This window comes from Candidatus Abawacabacteria bacterium (assembly GCA_016207805.1).
Classification (GTDB): Bacteria; Patescibacteriota; Gracilibacteria; order RBG-16-42-10; family RBG-16-42-10; genus JACQZO01.
In genome coordinates, this window is the sequence record JACQZO010000020.1 from 103,199 (window position 1) to 130,091 (window position 26,893).

The window sequence follows — 26,893 nt, forward strand, 5'->3', positions numbered from 1 at the left end:
AACGAAGTAAATTATAGTGTGCTTGCTAACTAATGTATGAAAACCCTGCAAACGAAAAAAGTTCGGGCACAAAAGATTGTAGCTATCTTAGCAAAGAAATATCCCGAACCGAAAACTGCTCTTAACTTTAGCAATACTTTTGAATTACTTATTGCCACTATTCTGTCAGCGCAGACTACTGATAAAAGAGTGAATATTGTAACTCCTAGCTTTTTCCCTAAGCACAATACACCAGAACAACTTTTCCAAATTGGCGAGGCGAAACTCGCTGACTTAATTAAGTCTATTAATCTTTATCCCACCAAAGCAAAGAATATTATTCGCCTTTGTCAGATTTTAATTGAGCAATATCAAGGTAAAGTCCCAGCTACCCGAGAAGCTTTAGAAGCATTACCTGGTGTAGGCAGAAAAACCGCTAATGTGGTTTTAGCTAATGCCTTTGGTATCCCTGCTTTTGCTGTCGACACTCATGTATTCCGCGTCACCAGAAGATTAGAACTCAGCAATGGCAAAAATCCTTTACAGGTAGAAAAAGATATCACTGCTTTGCTGCCCGATACTATCTGGACCGCAGCCCATCATTATTTTATTTTTCATGGTCGAGAAATCTGTGTTGCTCTCAAACCAAAATGTGAAATTTGTCCTGTGAAAGATCTTTGCCCCTACCCAAAGAAGCAAGAGAAAGGGCAGCTTTGAAATGCTTTCGATAAAAGAAAAATAGCCAATTAAGCTGACCCAAAGTACACCATCAGCAAGTTTTGCACATCAAACCTTTTCAACAACACAGGAGAGACATTAGAGCACTTTGCACAGTAACAAGATTTGCACAAATGGCTTTTGAACGAGTCAAAAAAAAATAAAGAACCCACAACACACTCACCATTTTCCACACTGTCAATAACAAGTGGAAAAATCTGCATTGCTTTTATGTAGCTATTTTTCTAGAGTAGAACTGTTTGAACATGAGTTTTGCACAGAATAAAAAGTTTTGAACAAATGGCTTCCAAAGAACACATTCCAGTATTAGCCAGCGAACTCATTGCCCTTTTACAACTCGAGCCGACACACACAGTAGTGGATCTTACTCTTGGCCGTTCAGGTCATGCCAGTTTAGTAATGACCAAGCTTAACTCCGACGGTTGCTTCGTGGGCATTGATGCAGATCCTGGCCAAATTGCTTATGCCGAAAGCGTTTTACCTAAAAATAGCAAACGTCATTTAGTCACTAGTAATTTTGCCCAGATCACAGAAACTCTCAGAGCACTAGCTATCCCTTGCGCTAATAGCATTTACGCTGATTTGGGACTATCCACAATACAATTGTTAGATCATGACCGAGGCTTTTCTTTTCAAAGTGAAGTGGCCCTGGACATGCGTCTCAATGTAAACACACAAAAGATAGATGCCCAAAGCATTATCAACCAATGGGATGAAGTAAGCTTAGCTAATCTTTTTTGGGAATATGGAGAAGAGCGCCTCAGCAGACCGATTGCCAAAGCAATAGTAACCCATAGAAAAGTTCAGCCCATTAAAACTGGTAAACAATTAGCAGAGATTATCGCTCAGATAAAAAGGGGCGGTGGCAAAAAGATTCACCCAGCTACTCAAGTATTCCAAGCTTTACGAATGTACGTCAATGACGAATTAGGAACACTAAGAACAATGCTGCAATCTATTCTGCCCCTACTGTGTAAAAATGGACGTTTTGTTATCATCACCTTTCATTCAATCGAAGATCGCCTAGTGAAAAATGTGTTCAAAGAGTGGAAACAAGCAAACACTGTAGAAATATTGACCAAAAAGGCAATCAAAGCCACTTGGACAGAAATGAAACAAAATCCTCGAGCTCGAAGTGCCCGTCTGCGAGCAATTCGCAAACTAACCTAATCCTCCTATTCCTTAGTCCTTTCCACTTTTCATTCGTAATTAGTAATTCGTAATCCGTAATTTCACCATGACTGTTTACGTCCTTCCCCGCTCTCCATCCCATTCAGGTTCATCCCCCCGGCGTAAACATACTATTTCTTATGAAGTTAAAATTGGCTTGGTCACGCTAAGCTTCACGCTAATTGGTTTAATTAGCTTATTAAGTTTTGCTTCTCTCAGCCACACTAGCAAAATTCAAGCTGCTGGTTATCAAATCAAAAAACTAGAACAAGAAAAAGAGAGTCTCATGAATACTCATAAGTCTCTTACCATGGAAATAGCCAAAAGACGTTCCTTAGCAACGCTCGAAAATAGTGACCGGGTCAAGGCAATGGTGGTGGTCACCAATCCTATTATTGTTGAAAGCCATCAAAATCTTGCGCTTAAATAATGAGACGCTATGAATCGTTGCCGTACTCTTCGCATTGTTTTAGTAGGGCTAATGATTGTGCTCACCCTGCGTTTAAGTTTTCTGCAATTAATTGAGGGAGGCTATTACCAAGCATTAGCAGAACAACAACACAAGGGCGTAATTACTCTACAATCACGCCGAGGCAATATTTATTTAGCCGACAAATCAGGTGATCCTGCTCTATTGGCCGCTGATACGGCCTTGGATGTAGTATTTGCCGATCCGGGACTAATTCCTCCTGAACAAGAACAAGAAACTATCGACTTATTAGCACCTTTGCTTTTTGAAATGCCCAAAGATCAAGAAGAAAAGAAAAATTTATTACAACAAGATGAGATTATCCTAGACGAACAAGGCACCTTGATAGAAGAAGTGGCTAATAGCTTTCCTGAAATTAAACCAACAGTAGAAGTGAAAGAAACTTTTGAAAGTCTATTACAAGCATACAAGGATACTCTAGTAAAAAAAATCCGCAAAAAAGAAGTAACGCATCGAGTGCTAATGAAAAAAACTAATAGTCATTTCATTGAAAGTAAAAAAGAAGTGGAACGTTTACAATTAAGAGGAATTTATAGCGATGAAGATGAAATTTACGCTGATCCTACTATTATTGACGACCCCTTAAAAACAGCTCAGGATCTCCACAGCGCCTTTGATTTGCCTCGACCGACATTAGCAAAAATGCTTAGTCGCAGTGCTATCCGCTATGTCCCCTTAAAACACAAATTGTCCCCAGATATTTCCGAAAAGATTAAAAATCTTCGTCTCAAAAATGGCAAAAAACTTACCGGTATTGGTCTGATTCCTGAACAATGGCGATTCTATCCCGAAGGCAATTTAGCCGCGCATATTGTGGGATTTCTCGGCTATGACAAAAAAGGTCAATATGGCCTAGAGAAGCAATTTGAAGAAGAACAAAACGGTGTCAAATTAGCAGGGGTGAATGGCAAATTGTTGATTGATCGCGATCCTCAAGGTAATCAAATCGTGGTCGGTGATAAAATTACGACACCACCTGAAGATGGTAATGATATTACCCTAACTATTGACCGAGTAGTACAAGGCTTTGTCGAAACCGAATTAGAAAAACAAGTAAAGGCAGTTCAAGCTGAAAGTGGTCAAGTGGTTGTCATCAATCCAAAAACTGGAGCCATTATCGCCGTTGCCAATTATCCCAGCTTTGATCCCAATTTTTATTGGGAAAGCTACGAAAAATGGCAAGAAGGGATACATGCCGGTGAATATAAAAACAAAATTGGTCCAGCAGTATTTACTAATCGCGCCTTCGTTGATATGTACGAGCCCGGCTCAGTATTTAAAGTAATTACTATGTCTTCAGGTATAGATAGTGGTGAAATCACTCCATTTTCAATCAATTGCGAACATGAAGACACCGTATATATTGATAATTTCCCGGTAAGAAATTCTACTCTCAAAGCTTATGGTTGTATTACTATGACCAAGGCCTTAGAAGTGTCCAGCAACTTAACCACTTTAACAGTTTCTCGCAAGCTCGGTCGCACACTCTTTTATCAATACATCAAAAACTTTGGTTTCGGAGAGACCAATCCAATTGAGGTAGATAATGGCTCGCCAGGTTGGGTAGCACCACCGGATCGGTGGGCAGATATTGATTTGGCAGCAGCTGCTTTTGGCCAAGGTATTGGAGCAACACCATTACAGGTAATCAGCGCAATTGGTGCTGTGGCTAATGATGGTATCCTCATGAAAACACATTTAATTGCTAGCTATCATGATCGCAAAAATGATCGCACTACTCAAACCATCCCTCAAGAAGTACGTCGCGTCATTAAAAAAGAAAGTGCAGACCAAGTAAAAGGTATGATGGTCTCCACTGCTCAAAAATCATATAAAGCAACAATTAATATTCCCGGCTATATCATTGCTGCCAAAACTGGTACCGCCCAAATAGCATTAAAAAATGGGCTAGGCTATGAAAAAGGTCCAGGCAGCACCGTTGGTTCAATAGTTGGCTTTCCTGCCCAACACCCAGAATTTGCCATCCTAGTAAAAATTGATCGTCCCCTTAGTACCCCCTGGGGAGAAGGAGCCGCCGGACCACTTTTCACCAAAGTTTGTGATTACTTGCTGAAGTATTATACTATCCCACAAGACTTACCAACATAAATTACAAATGCTAAAACCTGTCTTGAGCTTGTCGAAAGATTACAAATTACAAATTAGGGCTCAGTTAAGAACTGAAACCACAGCTCAGACTTTACTGGCATCCATAATATCTCACTTTTTCCCAATCTCTTATTCCTCCTCCTTTCAATTTGTAATTTGTAATTCGTAATTTGTAATTATTTCATGAGTTTCCTGACCAGCATCAAAACATTCATCAGCCAAAAAACAACCAAAAAGGCTATCTCTTTTCCCGCACGCAAAGCTCGTGGTAATTACGCCTTAGCCTTAGATATTGGCACTGAATCGGTCAAATGTTTAGTCTTTAGCACTAGACAAGATTTGCAGAATAAAGCTCGTATCCTTGGAGTGGCTCATATCCAGCAAGAGCACGGGGACATGAATGGTGGTGCTATTGTAAACACGGATAAAGTTGCTGAGAAATGTAATCAAGCTGTGGAAGAAGCCATGATCATGGCCAATATCGAACCTGAGCAAATGATAGTTGGTATTGGCGGTGAGCTAGTAAAAGGGGCCACTACCACTATTGAGTATGAAAGACCGCGGCCTCAAGAAGTCATTAACTTGAATGAATTAAAAGAGATTGTTCATCGAGTACAGTGGAAGGCATTCGACCGCGTTCGCAAGCAATTAGCAGCCGACACCGGCTATCCAGAGATCGATGTCAAACTGATCAATGCTGCCATTACCGAAGTCACTGTCGATGGCTTTCAAGTGGCCAATCCTTTGGGGTTTCAAGGGAAATATATCACCATTAGTATTTTCAATGCTTTCGCTCCTTTAATTCATTTTAGTGCTTTAAAAAATATTGCTGATCAATTAGATTTTGATTTATTAGCAATCACGGCCGAGCCCTATAGTATTGCTAAGGCCTTGAATGAAAGTCACAACAACACCTGGGATGGCATTATTATTGATATTGGTGGCGGTACCACAGACATTGCAGTCATTCGTAATGGTGTGCTCGAAGGGACACAGATGTTTGCTATGGGCGGCCAAGGGGTAACAAAAAGAATTGAACAATTACTAAATATTTCTTTCCAGGAAGCAGAACAAATTAAATTAACACTCAAAGATAAACCATTACCAAGGGAACAATTAACCCTTCTCCAGCAACATTTATTATATGACGCCAAAATCTGGCGCGATGGCCTAATTCTTACCCTCCAAGAATTCAGTGAAGAACACCATCTCCCTAGAAATATTTATCTCTGTGGAGGAGGCAGCCAATTATCTCAGATTAGCCTAGTGTTAGAAGAAGAAACATGGTTTAAAAGTCTTCCTTTCCTAGAAAAACCATCTATTATGCAGGTGGGATGCAATGACATTAAGTCATTTGTCGATGAAACAGGAAAACTCAAAGAATATCATGATGTGACTGTGCTTAGCCTAGCCCATTTAGCTCTCGAACTTGCCGGTGAAGAAAGATTAGTAGACAGAATATTACGCAAAACATTAAAAATGATGAGAAATTAAATCTATCGTCCCCCTCAACTCCTCAATTTCGCACTTCGCATTAATCTATGTCCAAGTCCCCTCTCTACATCGCCGCTGACGAAGAAGTCACCAGTATTCTGGAAAGACTCAAAACTCACAAAGAAAAAGAGTTAACTCTCCAAGTGCCACCACAGGCCAAACTATTTCAAAGCCCAATTCATTTGAAGTTGCTCTACAATGAAGCAATAGCACTCAATAAAATCGTAACTATTGCCTCCACCAATCAGGTGGGCCTCACCTTAGCAGCCAACACTGGCTTCCCTACTGAGCTCTTGACTGAGAAAGAAATGCCGAAAGAGAAAGGGACAAAACGTGGCCTTAAAGTAAAAGAGAGTATTGATAGCAGCACATTTATGATGCCATCTCCAGGTAAAAGAATAATTAACCTCTTCTTTTTAATTTCCGCCTTAGTATTTGTGATCATTGCTTATTTTGTCTTACCAACAGTAACAATTGAGCTAAAACCAGAGGTAAAAATTGAACGTCCTATCGAAAGAGTGACTCTAGCTGACAGCACTAGAAATAGTGCCGAGATTGCTATCAGTAGTACGCCAATGATTGGATCATTACCTATTGATACCGAAATTGAATTGACCAAGACGTATTCCACCAGTGGAGTTGCTTCTAAGGGAAATAATGCTCAAGGACAATTAACTATTTTCAATCAAGGTGACCAAGCGCAACTACTCATCGCACGTACTCGCTTTCGCTCTCCGGATGGCTATATTTTCCGTATTCCCAATGCTGTCAGCGTACCTGCCAAAAGCAGTACCAAAACACTGGTAGTAGCAGATCCGCTAGATGACAAAGCTCAAGTAATCGGGGCTAAGGGCAATCTCCCAGCTAAGACTCGCTTCACTCTGCCTGCTCTAAAAGGTACCTACAAAGACTTAATTTACGGTGAAAACGAGCAAGCATTTACTGGAGGAGTCACTGAGGCGATCAAGGCAGTAACTGCTGAAGATATCAGTAAAGCTAGTCAAGATATTGTCAGTGAAGTTAACAATTTAGCTTTACAAAAGTTACAAGAACGAGTTGACCAGGAAAATAAAAGTAAAGGCAGCTCACTAATTCTAGTCAAAGATCCTAAAGTAGTGAAAATCCAAGTGCAAAAAACAGAAGTGAAAGATGGTGTGAAACCAAATGATCTACGCGATACTTTCCAAGTCTATACTAAAGTAAAAGTAAATACGGTAACTTTTGAGCGTAAAGATATGATGAAAATTTTGGATAGAAAGTTAAGCAGCCTGCTCAACCCTGATCTCCGCATTGCTGCGGTAGATTATGATGCCCTAGAACTACAATTTGTGGAACAAGATATTCGTAATCAAAAAGAAAAGTTCAATGTCACAGTTCCCTATCGACTAGAATATATTTTGAAACCAGACTATCTAGATCGCATTAAGAACCAAATTATTGGTCTTAGTTTGGTTGATAGTGAAACATATCTCAATCGCTTGGAAACAATAGCTGAATCAAAGATTAGTGCCTGGCCATTTTGGGTAAAAAGCATTCCTGGACTGAAGAGCAACATTACAATGAAAGTACAAACAGCAACCCTTTAGCTCAAATTACAAATTACCAATGAAGGAACGCAGTAGCACAATACCACTCTTTATCTGTCATCCCCTCATATCTCTTTTCCTCCCCCGAGCCCCATTTGGCATTCGTAATTTGTAATTCGTAATTATTTCATGAGACTCTTAGCCCTAGATTACGGCCTCAGAACAATAGGTGTCGCCATCACTGACCCCGGTGGTACCTTTGCTTTTGCTCGAGAGAGCTTGGCTAATGATAGTAGTATCTATACTTTACTGCCCCGTATGTTGCAGCAAGAAAGTATTGAAAAAATCATTATTGGCCGTTCAACCAGTATTTTCGTCCAAGAAAAAGCGGAGCAATTTGCCAAAACATTAAAAACTGCAGTACATATACCAATAGAATTCATTGATGAAATGTTCACTACCAAGCTAGCCCTAGAAATACCCCTGGCCATTGGTATGAAAAAAAAAGACCGCCAGAATTTTGACGACAATAGTGCCGCCGCTGCTTTTATTTTAGAAAACTACCTAAATCAGAGCTAAGAGCGAAAAGCTAAGAGCTAAGATTGCTCAAACCTCTTAGCTCTCAGCACTTAGCTCTTAGCTTTTCGCATATGTTTTCCCGCCAAAAACGTCTCAGTCGTTCCCATGAATTTCGCAAGCAGCAGTTAAAGCATGTGGAGAAAAATCTGCAAAACACTGAGCCAGCTGCGCGTAAAAAAAAGCAATACATTGTCGCTTTGGTACTTGTTTTAAGCTCATTAACAATTGCCCTCTACACGATATTTTTTTCGCCCATCTTCAAAATAAAAGAAGTAATTGTTAGTAATGAAGGCACCATCAATTCTCTTGACCAAACCTTAGTAAACGATACTTTTCAATATTTGATTGGCAGAAATATTTTTCTCAATTCAGCCCGAAGTATCTCCGAATTTGGTGTCCGTTCATTACCTAGACTCAAAGAAGTACGAGTGACCATGGCCTACCCCGAGACAGTTAAGATAAGCGTCCGGGAAAAAGCAATTTTGTTAGCTCTTCCCATGAGCGATAAATTTGCCCTGATCAATGAAGATGGCATTGTCGTCAAATTAACCCCAGCCATCGATGAACAAATTCTCAAGACATTTATTCAAGTAGATAGTGATCATAAGTTAGATACCTTTTATCTCAATCAGCAGCTCTTCTCACTCGATCAAATTCGCTACATCATTACTAGCCGCGGTACTATTACTGAAAAGACTGGTTTCAATATCACCGCAGCCACTTGGTTCCCCGACCGCAAAGAAGTGCATTTGCTCACTGACCAGGAATTCTCCATTTGGCTCGATACCGATCTCACTGTCGATACCCAAGTAAATAAACTGTTAAGTATTTATCCCAGCATTCAAAGCAGTAAGAAAAAAGTTCAATATATTGACTTGCGTATCCCTGAAAGAGCCATCGTTGGCAACTAAAATCATTTCCCGAAAAACCAGCAGTACAACTGTTTTACTACTGCCATAGTTGACATATTATTTGCCGAAATCAGCAATAGCAGGACCTGACAGATTATTCACGACTTCAATTATTAATAACCAATTGACCATTTGATATTGTCAAGGGAAAAAGAATGAGTTATACTTACTTGATTTATAACTTTCTCCCCCATGTCAGACTTGGCTGCTATCTCGCATATTATTGGTGATGATCTGATCACCAGCTACATGCGTCGCTTCGAAATAAAGCGCAATGTTACTCAGGCTGAGAATTCTACCTATATCCAAAATGCAGCTAAGTATTTAACTGGTTTATTCGATGATTACATTGTTGATCACCTCACCGATCAAGATGTAACCATACTGATCGGCATGCGGTTGGCAAGAGCGCCCCAGGCTGAGATTATGAAGTTTTTACAAGAAAAGATTCCCGACTTAAGTCAACAACTAGAACATGTTTTTCAACAGTTTCTAGCCAAGGAAAATACTGTATTTTAATCTCCCAACTCTATGTCCACCTCAGGTCCATCAGGAAATCCATCAGCTATTCCCCCTTCACAACCAAAACATCTGGGCAATACACCGCCACAACAGTTGGATTGGTCTGCTGCAGCTATTAGTGCCAGAATGGCAGCCTTAGCCAATACTCCTTATGATAGTGCTGTATGGTCAGCAGAAAGATCCGCTTTAGAACATGAGAATTACAAACCGCTGGTAGCACCTGAAGCTTATATTCAAGTCGCACCAGATAATGATCAAAATATTGGCGTAAGAATTTTGCAAGCGGGAATAAGCATGCATACTGCTCTCTCGGGTAAAAAGGGCGATCATGCTCTGGGCATGAATCAAACAGTAGATACTAGTAATCCCAACAATACTAAGGCTGTATGGGTAATGGCCAATACAGGAAAGGCCAAAGATCAGGTGGAACAACGGACCCAAAAAGTTATCGGCCAACTTACCGATACCGATCCGAGCAAATTAGATAAGGCTCATTTCTTAGCTACTATCAATGCTCAAGATGTAGTTGCTGGCAATGAAGTCCTCAGCACCGTACGCTGTACTTTGAACAACGATGAACTAACCGTTAATCGTAGTGGGAGAAAGTGTCGTGTGTATGTCTTTTCTCTTGCTGGTGAAAAGAAACATGAATTTAACAAATTCATATCTGCAGCTGAAGGCGGCAAACCACCAATTATCAATACCGCAGAAGAAGACTTAGAACAAAAATATACCTTAGAAGAGGGCAACCTTGTCATTACTATTGACAGCGAAAAAATAGACGAAGGTGATATAGCAAAAGCAATTAAAGAATCTCAAGGTAATCTTTTTGTTCTCGAAGCTAAGTTATTAACTCTTAATAATAACATTAAGCGAGATAAACCTACTCCTGAACTTAGTAGAAAAGCGCTCAATATTCACCTCTATCTCCACAAACCATCTGAGGTAAATAAAAACTTAGACCACCAGGTCTTCCAAGCTGAAGCCAATGCTGTATCCGCCGTAAGAAGTAGTTTACATGAAGTTTTTGCTATTCCCGAAGGTCCAAATTCTCCGGAGAATGCTCGCGATCGTGTCAAAACTTTAGATCCACTTTTAAGACCTAGCCGAGAACAAGTAACTGCTGGTGAAAAACTAACCCAGCAAGAAGCGGCTGCTCCAGAAGCACCTAAAGGTATTTGGCAGAGATTCAAGAATAAGTTTAAAGGGCATGGTCTTGAGGCAGTTGTGATTGCTCCATTCAAGGCTGCCGCTGAGGGTGTACATGCCTTATCACAATGGAAAGCAAAAGTATTAGGTTGGCAAAGCGGTGATAGTTTGCCCAAAAATATCGCCAAAGCGGTAGTATCAACCGCATTAATTGCTCCTGAGTTGATGGCAACGGTAGCCACCGTGCTCCCATATGCAGTTTCTGTAGTAGTCGCCACCGGTATCAAAACGGTTCTTAAATCAGGTTGGGAAGGTCTGAAAGCACTAAAAAATATTCCTTTATCCTTTACCAAAGGCGCTAAAGAAAAACGCTTAAAAGAATTAGAAAAGTTTTTAGACACTGCGAATTTGCCAGAACCAGCTAAAAGCTTGTATCAAAAACTTCCACCTGATGCCAGAAGAAATGCCTTACGTCACCTGCGTAGCATTAATCAAGCTATGCATCGGGTACAGGAAAGTGAAAAGATTCAAGATGATCATCCCGATTTAGTAGAAGAGGCAGAGTTTAGTAAAGAACCAAAGCTAAAGGCAGTTTTACATATAGTAAGTCGTATTCCTCTGATCAACCAAATGCTCACTAGTAAAGTGAGCCCTAAAGGAACTGATGGGAAGGCTCTCAGAGGCAGTGATGGACATCCGCTGACAAAAACCCAATGGCTGGGCTCTATCAATGCTGCTCACGCTATTGGTGATTTGATCAAGAAAACTGACGCAATGTCAGATAGATTGGAAGTGATCATGAAAGTAGATCAAGGTAAAGACCAATGTGTCTTAACTAAAGATCGTCTAGCAAAAGAGCTATTAATCATTATGGAGCAATTCGCTACTGAAGCAATTGTCACAGGTAGTAAGACCAATGACGCAGCTGATCAGGAACGTATTGCATTCAATCAAGAATTAGTGAAGGCAAAAAGTGCTACTGATAGAGCTCTAGCAGCAAGTTTCGCTACCGATGCTCAATTTGAAAAGTGTCTCAATAATGCAGATCGAAAAGAAGCATTAGACAAAGTTGATGCTATCAGTAGAAATATTGCAGCCTACTACAGAGCAACTGTTGATTGTGTAGAAGGGCAAGATCTCAGCAACCAAGTGGCTCTAACTCAAGCCAATGGTGCTCTTGAAACAGGTGATATAGAAGCTTTGATTGATGATGTTAGACAAAAGGCGAGCACTGAACCAGACGGTGCGATAAAAAAACGCTTAGAAGACTTCTGTAACGAAGCAGAGACAGTGGCAAAACGAATATTTATCAACAGAAATGCTAATTTATTTGCCAATAACCCGACGCTAGCAGCAGTAGAAACTGCTATGAATACTGCTACACCTGATAGCTATGGCACGACAATTGCACCAGCTCTAAAAGTTGTGCTGATATCAATGAACCGTGCAGTAGATAGTGCCATACATGAATTAAGGGATTTGAGGCAGAATCAACCAAACGAAATCGCAACTGTCAAAACTACAGCCCAAGCGATAATAAGCAGTGAACTAGCACAAATTGAAGCGATTTTTGCTCCTGCGCTTGCTGCTGGACATATACAAAGAGCCGATCTGGACGCATATAAAGCAGCAGTTGAACAACATTACACTACCCAACTTACAGCCTTATCAACACCTGATGATGCAACAGCTAGTTTTGTTACCCAACTAAATTCTTTTGCTAATGGCACCAGAGAAGTAGAAGACTTGGTGACAGTAGAGGATATTCGTCCTCAAAATGAATTAATGGTACATGAAACTGAGAATGCATGTCAGGAAGCATTGAAACAGTATCTCGAGCAAATCAGAGCTGATGGTAATACAGAGGATGCCGCAGAAGCTGCTTTAGCTGCGCTAGAGACTATTGCTGACACAGTAAGAACAGTGATCGGTAACCAACCAGCTTTACGAGCAAGTCCCGAATTCGAACAAAAGTTACGCATTTTAGTGGCTCATTATGAAGCAGAAGTGGAACGTATTCATACTAGTCGTGCACGCACAGTAGATACCTACAATCGTAGTGAAGTGGTGGGTTATGCATTAGAATCTTTGGAACGCACTGGCTTGCCAGCTTTTGCCAAATTGGTCAAAGAAAGAGTTGTCTTAAGTACCAGTAAAGCCCTAGCAGGAAAAGCTGGATTTGCCCCCTCCCTAACGATCTTAGCAGGAGCCACTGCTAGTCAATTGGCTAGAAATATGGCTGCAGCTCATGTCCATGAAGGAGTCCGCAATGCTCTTGATCTCAATCAAGATGCCGCTGATTTGGTAGAGCTCTTACCTCTTATAGAACAAAAAGGCAGCTTCTTGGGCGTTGTCATGCCTGAAAAAGTAAAAAGCGCCACTGACGGTAAAGAAAAAATTAAATGGCTATCAGACACCTTGTCCAGTGTCAGCGATGCTTACGGTGTACGTAAGGTAGCAGCTGAAATTCATGGACTTGTCACCCATATCACCGAGAAAGCAAGCATCAGCACCGAGGAAATAGCTCAGTTAAAAGCAGCAAACAAATTGCTTTCTCAATTACTCGGATCTGTCTATAGCAATACTACTGGTGTCAAAGAAGATATCGGCGGCACAATGCTCAGTCGTAGTGAGGGAGCTGAGGTAATCAGAGAATTACAAAGCTATTTACGTGGTTTAAGCTTAGGCCTTACAGCAGATGAAAATAAAGAATTACGCAAAGCACGTCTAGAATCAAGACCTGGTGTGGCCACATATCTCGGCTCATTAGCAAAAAATGGTGCCTGGGGTGGATTGAAAGAATCATTTGGCAGTGCGAAGAAATTCGCTAAGTTCGCCGGCAGTACAGCCGCAGCTTGGTTCTTCATGGACTTAGCAATGAAATTCGATGTAGCACTCACTCACTGGGCTGCTGATAAAATGGATCATGTGACTGATTGGATCGCTAAGAAGTTACCTGATTTTATTGGCAAACATGTCTCAGAACACTTGTTTACAGAACTCATGCATATTGCCGAAGCACCAGCAGCAGCTCTCGGTTGGCTAGGTAGTTCACCAACCCATTTCCAAGACGCAGGCGGCTTAATCAGCGGCGCAATCGGTATTCCTGGCCGTATCATTCATGGCACTCCATTAGTAGGAGATAGTGCTAATAGAGAATTACATCGAGCAAATCAAGAATCCTATGTTCGCTTAGCAGGAGTAGGTAGAGAAGCCTTGGCATTAGCTGACAGAATTACTGGTGGTCGAGCAAGTAGATTTATAGGTAGACCATCAGGAGAAGGTCAGACAACAAGACCAAATCATGCTCCGATACAACGTGATGGTTTACGTCCAGTGCCTCCAGCACCAACTTTACCTGACGCAACTCGTCCAGGCGAAACTCCTGCACCAACTCGTCCAGGCGAAACTCCAATACCAACTCGTCCAGGTGAAACTCCAATACCAACTCGTCCAGGTGAAACTCCAACACCAACTCGTCCAGGTGAAACTCCTGCTCAAAGAATTCCTCCACAGGTGATTGAAGTATTGAGTCGACCAGCTGAAAGTCACGAATACACTGTTCGTACGCGCAACGCAGCTAGCGATAATGATCCTCTGACAGTAGACAACAATCGTGGCCGAGAAGGAATTATTTATGATGATTTGCGTGGTAGAAGTATGACCGGTCCAGATGGTCAGCAGCATCAAATACCAGCTAGCCTAGCAGGTAGAATGGCCAATATTCTCCAACATGAAATGAATAGCAATGCCGACTTCCGTCAGCTTGGCCATAGTAGGAATAATGACAAAATTGCCATTGCCATCGACGATCAAGGTCGTGCTGTAGTCACGCTTACTCGTGGTAATAGACACGTAGTTGTAGCTATGGCTATGGAAGAATTAGTCAGTCGTGCGCATCCTCGCTCTAGTGAATTAAGAGCGATGGGAGTAGTAGCGCAAGCTCAAACTGCTCCAAATCAGAGGGCAGGAGTCAGAGGGCAGAATGCTGGCTCAAGTGAGGCTGGAACAGCAGAGAGAGCACCAGCTGCAAGAGAAAGAAATAGAGATCGTACTCGACGTGTAGCAAGCACTGAAGCTGTCCAACCAAGTCCAAATGCAACTCGTACACCAGAAGCATCTAGACCAGCGCCTACAGCTGAAGTACAAAGTGCTCGACCTACAGCTCAGAGAGAAGTTAACGGTCATCGTTTAGCTACTGGGCCAAGTTATGATCGTGAAGCTCTTGAACGACCGATTTTAGCACATTTTGGTATTGATTCTGATGATCTACTCGATAGTAAAGCAGAAAGTGCTACTGCTATAGATAGTGATGATCGCGATGATCTTATCAGGCAATTGCGCAGTATTCCTGCACTCAACACTGAATTTACTTTTGGCGAAGGTCAACACACTGCCGATGGAAATATTATAGAAATACAAAGCCGAACCAATCCCAATAGCTATGTACATTTAAAAGTTTTTGAACATGAAGATGTTTATTACTTTGAATCATTTGGCAGCAATAGAGCTACCGGTTCATTTGCCGAATATCACACGCAGCCAATAGCGAGACAACGCTTCGATTTGGTGCTAAGTATGCTAGCTGCTCGAGCTCATAATGTACCAACCCCCACCAGAGCAGATCAAACATCAGGTACACCTAATGCTACTGCTACTCGCCCAGCGGCAACAGCTGAAAGAGTGGGAACTCAGCCTAGCACTGCTCCAACAGATACCAATAGCACCCTAGCTATTCGCGTGAGCAATGCCATGATCGATGATGAAGACAGAACTGAATATACTAGCGCCAGAGTAGACCATGTCAGAGCCTTAACTGAAAGAGCAACTCGTGATCATGCTATCGACACCATCACCACTACCCCTGCAGCAAATAATATTCTTTATGCAGAACATGGTGATACAGTTTCTGATATTCGTGTTCGCACCAATGATGGTCAATCAGCAATAGTATTGCATTTAACTCATGATCCTGATCATCCTAATGTAATCTTCGCCCAAGCAGTAAATGAAGGCACAGGCAGATATAGTGCTATGCAAACACGCTTCGCTCAGCCCATGCACTTCGAACAAGTAATTGGTTTATTAGCTCGCCAGGCTGGCACACAACCTACTGAACGCCACGAGGCTCCAGTGGAAACTGCTAGACCAGCAGTAGCTGCTGAACAACGTTGGACGGCTGAAAGATTTGAACAGCAAGCAAATTTAGCTACTGCTCAAGCAACTAATGATATTGCTGCCGCCTTGCATCGCGGTCTACCAGATAATCTTAGTGGTTGGGATGTCACATCCAGCAGACCCGGATATGTTACCTTGAGTTATCGTAACACTAGAGGAGCACATTCTATTGAAATTGCAGTCGCCCCAAATACTACCGACAATAGTTCCCCAGCTCATAGAGACGACTTTGATGCTCGTGTTACTGCTACCAGAACAGGCAGAACATTTGCTCGTATTGGTAGAGACATTCATGGCACACCAGCGCAAGTGGTCGCCGCTATCATCAACAGAACATTGCGTTATTCTGGAACACAACAAACTAGAGTATTAACTTCTCTAGAAACAGGATTAGATCACTTGGGTGAAGCGCCTGCAGCTACTCAACCAGCCACAACAACTCCTGGGACCGGCACAGCCGGTGATACTAGAGCAGAGGTTGCTGCGACAGTAAGAAACACCCCAGCAGCCAATGACACTGCAACTGAACGTACTACAACTGAAGCAGCAGTACGCCCAGCCGCAACTGTAGTAGATCTTAACGCCCAAAGAGCACGGGTTCGAGCAGCAGTAGAAAGCGCTCGTCAGCAATTAGCCGGACAAGCTACTGGCACTGATGGGGGTACCACTACTCGTACTGAAACGCCTCGAGCTGATGTGAGACCCACACCAGCACCTGCTCCCACTGCCACACCGGCACCTGAAGCACGCGTGGCAGGTACTGTCGAAGGATTAATGAATCAAGTAACCGGTAGTAGGACACCAGAAGTATTGGCTGCAGCTGAAAGAGCAAGAACTGAAAGAGATGCGGCTGCTCAAACAGCAAGAGAAAGTGGAACCCAAACCTTAGCGGGTGAGGCGCTTATGACCACACGCCGAGAAGCCATCGCTACCCTGAATAGCGTATCTGGCTTGCGAGCACGAAGTGGTCCAGTTGCCGAAAGTATCGTACTTAGTAATCCTGACAATACACAACAATACATTACCGTCCGCATCACTGGCGTAGAAAATGGCCGGGTGATGGGTCGCGTCACCATGAGCACAGCAGGTCTGAATGTAGACCATGAGCCTCATCCTTTAAATGAAATCGGTCGCCTAGCTCATGTCGCTTTCCATCCCACAGCAAGTGAACGTCCTACCGTAGTCGACATTCGTCGCTCAGCAGTAGCAGGCTTCACTAGTGTTACTCCGATGAACGTAGCAACTATGGATGCACTGGGAGCTCCCGATCGTGGACGCGAACCTGGTGTGCGTGATGAAGAAATTGCACCAGTAGCCAATCCTGTGGAAACGTTACGCGGTTTATTGAATCAAGAGTTTACCAATGAACAAGCTGGTAGGGCTTTACGTGAGCAAGGAAGATATTTCCTTGGCTTCATCAAAGTAGGTAGAACTGACGAACAACGCCGCTTAGTAGAACATTTCAACAACGGTTCATTTGAGATAATGCGTGCTGCTGAAGATATTGCTGAACAAATTAGAGTACTTCACAATATCCCAGGCTATGCAAATGTTCGTGTCATTGGTGCCCAAGAAGTAATTGAAGCTATCGCTACTGACCTGGCCCGGGGACGCAATATCGAAGTAGAAGATCTAGTAGATAATCTCGGTGTGCCCACTAGTGACCGTGATTTACGTGATCATCCTCAAATCCAAAGAATTGTACAAAGAGTCCATGGCATTTGTCGCATCGCTTCAGGTTTGAGACTACCGGAGGGCAGCACTGAAACTTTACGTACTGAATTAGTAGATCAAGCAGGACGAATTGGTCATCTGAGTACCAGTGCCACCGAGTCATATAATACCGCTCGCGGGCAAGGACAAGCAGGACTAAACGCTATGCTCAACTTTATTTCCGATGTCGATAGTGACAATACTATCGAAAGAGCTGCTGGCACTACCGTGGACCCAAGTATTATGGTGCGCTTAGGTAGAACTGGCCATAGCGGCACAGAAGATAACATTCGCACTTGGCTCGATGAACGCACTCGTAATGCACATTCCCCTGCCGAGGCTTTGGCAGAGCTTAATCGCCTCCGAGAATCAGGTGAAGCATATATTCGTAATCAAGCTACTTTAGTGGCAGCTCATAGACAAGCTCGCGATCAAGCAAATACAGAATTAACACGTTTACGTTCAGCAAGTGGCGACCATGCTGCTGAAATTGCTGCACTTGAAGCCAGAATTGCTGGTGAAGAAGAGTTTATTGCTATCAACACTCGTGAGTTTGCGAGACACCAGGCTTCTGCTGCCATTACAGTTGGTACAGATATGGCTCACACCTTAAATGAACATCAAGTTCGCGCTATTCGGATCGGTTTAGTAAAAGAATATGCTCTCCAAGGACGTGATGTTACCCGTGACGCTCCTGCAGCCAGAACTGGAGAAAGACCAGCAGCTACTTCACAAAGTGTACCTGCTCAAGTCACTCCAGAATTATCTGCTGAGGCCAATCGTTTAATCAGTGGTATCAATCTACCAGCAGACCTCAACAGTATGAGTCACACTGCTCTGGTACAAGCACGTACCCATCTCGCAAATGAAATGCGTGAGCGAGTATATCGTGGTGAGAGATTGACGCCAGCTAGCTTACAACTGATCGAACGTATGGATGCAACTATGTTGCGTCAAGATCTCGCCCATCGTACCGCAGTCGACATTGCTAATCGTTTAAATTCTGAGCGTTTCCGCAATAGTAATATCACAGTTTCCGCGTCAGAAATTGAAAGACATCTATTAGATGTTGGTGCCGGCGGCGGGATCATGTTTACCAATGGTGATCCAGAAGGTGGTGTTGGGGTAGGTCTCAATGTTAGACCATTCCGTATCACTACTGGTGGCGGCCGTGGTTATATAGAAATTATGAGCATTCAAGCTGGTGGTGGTATTACTACCACTGGTGACGGTAATCTTGGCGTCAGCGTACGCCCCATTCACTGGGAAATACGCGTAGGCTCAGAGGGTAATACTACTATCGAAACTGGTGCTATCGCTGGTATCCATCTCACAGGTGGTATGGCAGGTGCTTATATCGGAGTGAGAACATACCTAGGTGGTGGTGTGGATCTCAATGTAAGAGCTAACGCTGGTGTTAATGCAGGCTTCGCTGGCGGCGTCACTCCAGCTATTGGTGCCATGATCGGTTTAGAAAGAAATACACCAAGAGCTTTTGAAGGAGCGAGAAGAAATCTTTTTGCTGCTACTCAACTGCGTGATCCTAATGATGCTCAACCCGATATAGCTGAACAAAGAGAACGTGTATTGGCTTTGTTACCTGATCTAGATGAAGATCTTGCTGGACCAATGCATGATGCCCGCGTTCATGAGCTATACACCATGTTACAAAATGCAATCAACACCCAAGCTCATGTCAGCAGCGGACCAAATAGCGCTGTAGCAGTAGCTGGTGGTGGTGTTGCCATCGGAGCAATCTTTGATGAAAGAGGCACTATTATCGGCTTCGGTCCATATGTCACATTACGCATCGGCAGCCATCTTGAATACCGTTTTGTCCCAGGTAATAGAGAAGCAAAATTCGAACTCATCCGCGATCGTAATGCTGAAATGATCAGCAACTTGCGCAATAATCGACACACTTTCACTGACCCAGATGGTAACAGAACCCGCACAGCAGTATTAAGTGTAGAAATGACCGGATCTAGTGTGGGTATAGATCGCAGTGGAGAACTACGCCCAGTCATGCATAGCAGCCGGGTAGCAACCACAGGTAGCGTTCGTGTAGATACTCCTCGTGACCTGACCACTACAGTCAATAACTTCTTGCGCCAAACTGCTGGTGTCAGAATCACTGGTTCTAGAATTGCCGTAGAACAACCAAGAGCTAATGTACAATATCGCTTCATGAGTTTTGTGCCCGGAATTACTATCCAAGCTAATAGTGATGGTCACGGTGCTAGCTTTAGCAGAAGCGCAGATGTCCAAAACTTCAGTATTGCTCGTCGCCTAGTAATTAGTGGCCCAGCAGTCACTGCTTCTGGTAGAAGCAATGTAGAAATCATTGCCTTCTTACCAAGAGATGCCAGTGATGATCAGCTGCAGACCATGTTGACCAATGCTACATTAGGTAGAACTAATTATGTCTCCGTTGATCCTAATCCAGGACAAACTGAAACCGCATTATATTTCAATCGATCACCAAGTCTTGCGACTACTGCCGCTAGTGCACCAACTAGTACAGTTGCTGGTAGCACTACCATGCCAACACCTGCCCCTGAAGCACCAATGGTAGTTGATGAAGCTGTTGATGAACTATTAGTCGGTAGAGCAGTAGAATCACAATTAAATACTGCTGATAGAGCGCTCTTAGACCGTGTATTCCGAGAGTTTACCCATCGTCCTGATGTTATTCGTGGTTTACGCCGACATGCCAATGTCACGCGTGCTAGACATACATTAGTAGACGCAAGCAATCAGAGAGTTCTTGATGAGGTAGCATACAATGCAGAAATCCAAGCTTATATTACGAATCAAGTCCATCAACTCATTGGTCCTAATGAAAACTTTTCAGAGCGAATGAACTGGGCAACAGTATTGGCAGCGTTAATTCCTACTACCAACGTAAGCAATATCATTCACCGCTCAGTCTCATATGAAAGAGCACAACTCGAAAGACGTTTGAATGCAATGAACTGGGGAGAAGGTCACACCCTCACCCCTGATGGTCATCGATTACCTGATAGTGTACAGACCGGATTGAATGCCGTAATTGCTAGATTGCGTGCCCAAGTAAGAGCCTTGCCTGCTGAGGTTCGGGTAGGTCCACAAGGTGGTGGTCAAGCCATCCCTGAAGGCTTCGTGGTAGCATTCCACTCAACGAGAGATGCTAATGATCGTCGCACTACCCATCGTCGAATGCTTACTACCCGAGAAGCAACAGTGCGTAGTGTAGCGACCGAATTACGACCAATCAGAGAATACACAGGAAACGAAAGAGCTGCCGCCGAATATCTCTTCGAGCGAGACATTAGTGCTGCTTATGTAGAAAGCCAAACAGCCCGCTTTTTCTACAACACCTTATCTGCTGCGGAAAGAAGCCAACTCACTCAACTCAATAATGGCTTGAGCGCTCCTGAACGAGAAGCAGTACGACAATTAAGCAATGGCGGACGTCATATGACAGCGGAACAAAGACAATTAGCTCAGGCTGCAATGGCTCGATTGAGCCCAGAACAAAGAACTTTCTTGGCCGGTATTTACACTGACTTCCACCGCAATAGCGAAGCATTAAGAGTTGCTGCTAGACGTGGAGACGCATCATTCACACTGACTCATGGAAACAATAGCGTTCAATTAGCTTTAAACAGCAGAATCGTATATGGAGTTCACTCCGGTGGTAACAATCCTTATGCTGCTCATATTGGTAACTGTGGAAATTTCTTCCAAGGTGCCAACTTAGAAATTCACGGACCTGGTGAAGTACCAGTACCACCAACACCAAATGGCATTAGCTTCGCTCGTGACTCAATGGGCGTAGATAATCAAACTCAAGCTACTCGCACTCCAGGATGGGATTTGGTACTTGGATTTGCAGTTGGTATTAGATCAACTGAGACCCCCTCTGAAGAACGTGTAGGACATCCAAATGCTCGCGGCCCTAATATGCGACGCCGGCCTGGTCCATCAGGTGATCACCCAAACGCTGAAGATCCCAATCCAAGACAATGATTAAAACAATATTGACTATTATCAACTAAGATGTTACTTTTATATGAAATTTTATCATCACGACATGACTAACTTCCTTAAGAGAGGGATCTCTCTCAGCGTTCTAGCACTTTCAGTGTTTGCTCTTATCCCCTCACCGACGGATAGCCTGACCACTATGGCAGCTGCTGGTGATTGGAAACCGGATACCACATTTGGTCCATCTGATAGAGGCACGCTCGGATTTCCTCATGCCACAGGTGTTAGTCGTAGTGTGAACGCTGATGTACGGCCAGATAACGCTGGCGAATCGACCCAAGCTTTTCGTATTCGTCCTAGTGATATTACTGCTGGTCATGTTTATACTTGTGATTTGTCTAATCCCAACAATCATCTTGATGAAGCTGATAATCTCCATTATTTCCCAGATGGATTGCCTTATTCATCTTTCAATAATTATCGTAATGAATGGACCAATGATCCACAAAACCCACCTTTACAATTCTTCGATAGTGCCAATAGTGATGCCGCACTTGCAGGTGAAGTAGAAAGAAATTATGTTGGCGGGAAAGCATATTATCCAACCGAAGGAGTAGTCGATGGAACCAATGGGGCAAAAGATCTAGTAACTATTACTGATAGTACCTTAGGAACAGATGCTGATATTTCCTTTCAAGCTTATGTTCATAACAATGCCTCAACAGCATTAAATCCAACAACCTCAGATCCAAGAAGCAATCTCAACGGGACAAATCTAAGCGCGCGAGCTACTAATACTCGCATGCACTTTTCCATTCCCAGTGTAGCTATACCAAATAGTGGTGGCCAAGCAGCTATTATCAATCGTTTACGAGCTGATAATGCATATAATCTTGATTTACAAAATTTCACCGACCCATGTCTAGGATTCAATGCTAGTTTTAATCAAATCTCAGATCTAGCAAGAATACGCAACAATGCAAGTACTCCGTTAACCTTTGTCGCTCGAAGCGCATTTATTGATAATCCTTACATTACTGACAGCAGCAATCCTAATCAGCAAATTGAGTTTCCTGCTGCAGCATTACGTGAATTGGTAGACCCTGATCTCAATCAATCTCACATTACTGACCAAAATGGTCTTGCTAATCTTGGTGGAACCCAAGGAGCAAGAATAAGTAGTGGACGAAGTAGTGACCCCGCACTGCGTGATGATCCAAACCAACGTTTTTTAGTAAGCGCATGTGCAGAAACAAATGCTAACATGGCTAATGTAACTTGTAATGCCTATGCTCCACCAGTACTGAATGGCAGTGAATTTGATGGTGAGTGGTATGGGTCTACTGAATTTGTTCGTTATGTCGGCGTGGATCTAGATGCAGTTGCCGCTACTCCACGACTTTCAACCAGCAAATCCGTACGTAGAATACAACCTAATGAGGAACAATTTACTACTGCCGGACCTATTAGTACCACCATCGAAGGTAATAGTACTGGTGAAGTAGAATACCAAGTAATTTTACAAAATACCGGTAACGTTGATATTGACAATATTAGCTTCGGTGATCTACTGCCACCAGAAATGACTCCAGTTTTTTCTGGACCCAGCAGCCTCGCTGGTGAAATAGCAGTCTGTGTGGATTTGGCTTGGGCCTATACTGCACAACCATGTAATGTAGCAGCTACCAGTATTCCTTTGACAGCTAGCAACACTACCATTGCAATCGATTCAAACACCATGCGTGTTAGCACAGCACAACCTTTAGCCCGTGATCCTGATTATATTGTCAATGGCACTGGAACTAACGGACAAGTTGTTCGCATCCGTTGGAGAATGACTACTGCATGTAGTGCAAGCAATCCTCCAATTGCTCACAATTATGGTATTACTACCGCCTCATCGAATGGTGTTCAAGCGCAAGTAGTGACCATATCAGGTTTTACCTCAGCCAGTGACAATCCTAATATCGATCAAAATGATTGGGCTGATATGTTCCCAACAGGAGCGTCTTTATTGCCTCAGTTCACCTTTGCAACCAATGACACACAAGTACAATTAAATGAATGTGAGGACCAACCAGGCACACCAGGCATTAGAATTGGTAAATATGTTCGCCGTACCAGCCCTGTTTCTACTGAAACATTTAGTACTAGTGCCACATCTACCACTATTACTGGTAATGAAGATGGCCTAGTTGAATATGCTGTGCTGATTGAAAATAATGGGACTGAGGATTTACCTCATGTTTTCTTTGCTGATCGCCTGCCACCAGAAATGCAATTGTTTAGCGGTACGATTCGCAGTGAAGTTTGTCAAAACATTGCTGATGCCAGAGCTGTTGCTGATTGTCCTTCAGGCGGGTTAATTACTCTTACCGATGCAGTTTACAATGACAGCACGAGAATTATTGCTTTTGCTGGTAACGAAATGCGTTCTCCAGCTATCACTAGTGATCTTCCTTTTGCTCCTGGTCAAGTAATTCGTATTCGTTGGAGAATGCGCAGTGTATGTACTCCAGTTGGCACACCCCCAGCTGTTGCTAGAAATTATGCCTTAGTATTAGCAGCCATAGATCAAAGTAATATTGCTCCTGTCACTACTTTTGCTGGAGTAACCGCCGAACCAGGAACACCTGCGGGCACTTACTTTGTCTCACCTAACCAATTTAGAGCATTATTCTCATCAACAGTTGTAGGATCTTTCCAAGAGCTCATTCCTAATCCTACCAATAATACCACTGTAAATAGAAACAGTTGTGCGACCCCTCCTCCACCAACAGTAAGAAAGTTTGTCTCAACCACTCCGATCAGTGGCACTAACCCAAGTTCATTCGATGATGCCCAAACTCAACCAGGTGTAGACTTTGGCGAAAGAGCACGTAGCACTGCCTATACAGTTTATTATCGGGTAACAGTACAAAATACTGGCACTACCAACCTTACTGATCTGATTCTACAAGATCGCTTCTACCTGCGTGATGGCACTGTAGTACAACCACAAACTGTGCAAGAAGGTGTTGGTAGCTCACTGGAAACTCGTGTAGTCAATAGCGCTACTAGTGAAACAGCAGTGACTCCAGATACCAGAAAAGTAGTGTACCTGAGCAATAATAGCACTACCAATATTCTCCGCTTCCGCGTTCCTACTTTAACCACTGGTGAAACACTTGCCTTCTACTATAGTGTCCGAGTGAACCCAGGTGCGGTGACTACTTCCCAATACTATCGTAATGAAGTAGAAGTATGTGTGCCTCCGACCACTACCACAGGAGCTTGTGTCGATGGTGGTAGAGATTTAGCTTTCCATCAGGATCGTCCTCGTACTGAGACCAATCCATTGGTAATTAATATCCAAAAAACTGTTAATGGCCAGGATGCTAATGAAGCAACATTAACTGGTCCCCAAGCAGCAGTACAAACAGTGAATGGAGCAGCCTTGAACTATCGCGTTCGCGTAAGTACTCCAGCTGCAAACAATGCGCCAGTAACCGGCATTATTCTTACTGATACTATCACCACATTACCTAATGTAACTGGTATCACGAATGTACGATTAACCACACCAGGGGCACCTTGTGCGGTAACCTGTACTTTAAGTGGCGGTATTGCCGATCTAGCTAGTCGAGCTTTTGATCTAGCACCCAATCAAGAAGCAATACTGACTTACACCGCTACAGCTAGATACACTGCTGGTGGTACATTTAACAGAAATATTGCACGTGCTACACCTACTCCAAGTAATCCTCGAAACCCACAATTCAGAGAAGACCCTGCTACAATTATCGTAAGAAATTCTGTTATCACTATTTCTAAAACAGTAAATGGTCAAGAAGCAGATACTGATGACACAGCAGTAACAGTAAATAGTGGAGACGCATTGAATTATGTCATTACTGTTCGCGCTCCAGCTGGTAACGCCTCAACAGTTACAGCAATTGTGTTGAGCGATAATATTGCTAACACCACCTTGTTACCAAACGTAACTAATATCAGGAATATTCGCCTAACTACCCCAGCAGCGCCTTGTGCTACTCCTTGTACTCTCACTGCTATCAGTGACTTGGCAACTCGAGCATTTGATCTTGCCGCGGGCCAATCTGCAACGCTTACCTACACAGCAACAGCCAATAATACTGGTACTAGCTTAAGCGCTTCAAACCGTAATACCGCTACTGCTACACCTGCTACTACAGCAACCAATCCACCAGCAGTAAACAATCCTGCCACTGTTTTCGTTCGTGGTACTGAGACTCCTGATGCTGATTACCGTATCACCAAAACTGCTAGCCCTACTAGAGCTCGTGATGGAGATGAAGTTACTTATACTATCGTTGTCGAACCACGCAATAGCAGCAATGATGAAATCAACGATTTGATTTTGGAAATCACTGATGACATCAATGATAATGGTACTCTAGAAGAGAATGGTGTGACCTTTACTTATATCCGCAATAGCACCCGTATCCGTACCGATGATGCTGATTGTGAAGGAGAAATGGATGATGAAGATGGTATCCGTTGTGAAGACGTCACAGCTGAGGACGAAATCCGTATCACCTATCGTGTCCGTGTCGATTTGCCAAGTGCTGATCGCTGTGAAAACCTCACTGTAGATAATACAGCGACCTTACGCTCAGACACTCCTGGTGTTCGTATTCGTGACGAAGATGATGCTCAAGTAGAAGTAATCTGTCCTGAACGTGAAAGACCACCAGAACCAGATCAACCATTAGGTATCACCAAAGATGTCAATCGTCGTGAAGTGAAGCGTGGTGAAATCGTGAACTACACTATTGTAGTAAGCAATCCCAATGCTACTGATGCCGTAAGAACATTGACTGATACTATTAGTCTCAATGCTGGTACCGTACCTGGTCAAAATGGTGGTCGTGTGAGATTTAACCCAGGTTCACTCCAAGTGACTGGTGCCTATACCGGCTCAATCGATAGACCAGAAGGTATGGTCATCACTATCCCAGCACGTGGCCAAATCACTATTACTTACACTGCTACTGGTGAACCAGACCGGAACCAAAGAGTAGTATCTGTAGCACCAAACACAGCATGTCTCCATACCGGAGAATGTGCTACAGCCTTCGTAGAGTTGCCAACCACTGGACCAGCAGGCCTAATCGCCATTGCTGCCACTAGTATGCTAGGCAGCGCCACCTACTTCGTCGCTACTCGCCGCAGAAAGAGAAAGTAGAAGTAGAGTTTAATTAATTAGACAAGTAAAAAGGTTCTTAGGCAGATAAATGCTTAAGGACCTTTTTAAGATGCTAAATTTTTATTGAGCAGAAAGCAAGCGGGGAAATGAAGTCTGATGGCAGAGGGCAGAAGTTTAGAACGATTTAACTTCTGAATTC

11 protein-coding genes are annotated in these 26,893 nt (G+C 43.2%); all 11 read left to right on the forward strand.

The window, feature by feature from the left end:
- Window positions 1-36 precede the first annotated feature (36 nt).
- The 11 genes from nth to HY817_04465 all read left to right on the forward strand — a co-directional run bounded on the left by nth (window position 37) and on the right by HY817_04465 (window position 26,733).
- A complete protein-coding gene (gene nth, locus HY817_04415) occupies window positions 37-696 on the forward strand; it encodes an endonuclease III (protein MBI4836474.1) in 660 nt (219 codons plus the stop codon).
- Window positions 697-996: 300 nt separating this feature from the next.
- The gene (gene rsmH / locus HY817_04420) at window positions 997-1,887 is read left to right on the forward strand and encodes a 16S rRNA (cytosine(1402)-N(4))-methyltransferase RsmH (GenBank protein MBI4836475.1); all 891 of its coding nucleotides are present in this window, start codon (window positions 997-999) and stop codon (window positions 1,885-1,887) included.
- 67 nt (window positions 1,888-1,954) lie between these two features.
- Window positions 1,955-2,317, forward strand: a complete 363-nt coding sequence (locus tag HY817_04425) for a hypothetical protein (protein ID MBI4836476.1) — start codon at window positions 1,955-1,957, stop codon at window positions 2,315-2,317.
- Between the two features lie 9 nt (window positions 2,318-2,326).
- Complete coding sequence (locus tag HY817_04430; protein ID MBI4836477.1) at window positions 2,327-4,486, forward strand: hypothetical protein; 2,160 nt, start codon at window positions 2,327-2,329, stop codon at window positions 4,484-4,486.
- Between the two features lie 183 nt (window positions 4,487-4,669).
- Complete coding sequence (pilM, locus tag HY817_04435) at window positions 4,670-5,980, forward strand: pilus assembly protein PilM (GenBank protein ID MBI4836478.1); 1,311 nt, start codon at window positions 4,670-4,672, stop codon at window positions 5,978-5,980.
- A gap of 47 nt (window positions 5,981-6,027) precedes the next feature.
- Window positions 6,028-7,566 (forward strand): hypothetical protein, encoded by a 1,539-nt coding sequence (locus tag HY817_04440; protein ID MBI4836479.1) that lies wholly within the window; start codon window positions 6,028-6,030, stop codon window positions 7,564-7,566.
- A gap of 129 nt (window positions 7,567-7,695) precedes the next feature.
- Entirely contained in the window at window positions 7,696-8,085 is a 390-nt protein-coding gene (gene ruvX / locus HY817_04445) for a Holliday junction resolvase RuvX (GenBank protein ID MBI4836480.1), read from the forward strand.
- A 71-nt stretch (window positions 8,086-8,156) separates the two neighbouring features.
- Window positions 8,157-8,996 (forward strand): hypothetical protein, encoded by an 840-nt coding sequence (locus HY817_04450; protein ID MBI4836481.1) that lies wholly within the window; start codon window positions 8,157-8,159, stop codon window positions 8,994-8,996.
- 192 nt (window positions 8,997-9,188) lie between these two features.
- Entirely contained in the window at window positions 9,189-9,515 is a 327-nt protein-coding gene (locus HY817_04455) for a hypothetical protein (GenBank protein MBI4836482.1), read from the forward strand.
- 12 nt (window positions 9,516-9,527) lie between these two features.
- Window positions 9,528-21,569, forward strand: a complete 12,042-nt coding sequence (locus HY817_04460) for a hypothetical protein (GenBank protein ID MBI4836483.1) — start codon at window positions 9,528-9,530, stop codon at window positions 21,567-21,569.
- Between the two features lie 43 nt (window positions 21,570-21,612).
- The gene (locus HY817_04465; GenBank protein MBI4836484.1) at window positions 21,613-26,733 is read left to right on the forward strand and encodes a hypothetical protein; all 5,121 of its coding nucleotides are present in this window, start codon (window positions 21,613-21,615) and stop codon (window positions 26,731-26,733) included.
- Window positions 26,734-26,893 lie beyond the last annotated feature (160 nt).

What these genes read in the sequence shown, in the direction of transcription:
- nth (MBI4836474.1), top strand. Translation starts at nt 37, where the DNA reads ATGAAAACCCTGCAAACGAAAAAAGTTCGGGCACAAAAGATTGTAGCT.
- rsmH (MBI4836475.1), top strand. Translation starts at nt 997, where the DNA reads ATGGCTTCCAAAGAACACATTCCAGTATTAGCCAGCGAACTCATTGCC.
- HY817_04425 (MBI4836476.1), top strand. Translation starts at nt 1,955, where the DNA reads ATGACTGTTTACGTCCTTCCCCGCTCTCCATCCCATTCAGGTTCATCC.
- HY817_04430 (MBI4836477.1), top strand. Translation starts at nt 2,327, where the DNA reads ATGAATCGTTGCCGTACTCTTCGCATTGTTTTAGTAGGGCTAATGATT.
- pilM (MBI4836478.1), top strand. Translation starts at nt 4,670, where the DNA reads ATGAGTTTCCTGACCAGCATCAAAACATTCATCAGCCAAAAAACAACC.
- HY817_04440 (MBI4836479.1), top strand. Translation starts at nt 6,028, where the DNA reads ATGTCCAAGTCCCCTCTCTACATCGCCGCTGACGAAGAAGTCACCAGT.
- ruvX (MBI4836480.1), top strand. Translation starts at nt 7,696, where the DNA reads ATGAGACTCTTAGCCCTAGATTACGGCCTCAGAACAATAGGTGTCGCC.
- HY817_04450 (MBI4836481.1), top strand. Translation starts at nt 8,157, where the DNA reads ATGTTTTCCCGCCAAAAACGTCTCAGTCGTTCCCATGAATTTCGCAAG.
- HY817_04455 (MBI4836482.1), top strand. Translation starts at nt 9,189, where the DNA reads ATGTCAGACTTGGCTGCTATCTCGCATATTATTGGTGATGATCTGATC.
- HY817_04460 (MBI4836483.1), top strand. Translation starts at nt 9,528, where the DNA reads ATGTCCACCTCAGGTCCATCAGGAAATCCATCAGCTATTCCCCCTTCA.
- HY817_04465 (MBI4836484.1), top strand. Translation starts at nt 21,613, where the DNA reads ATGAAATTTTATCATCACGACATGACTAACTTCCTTAAGAGAGGGATC.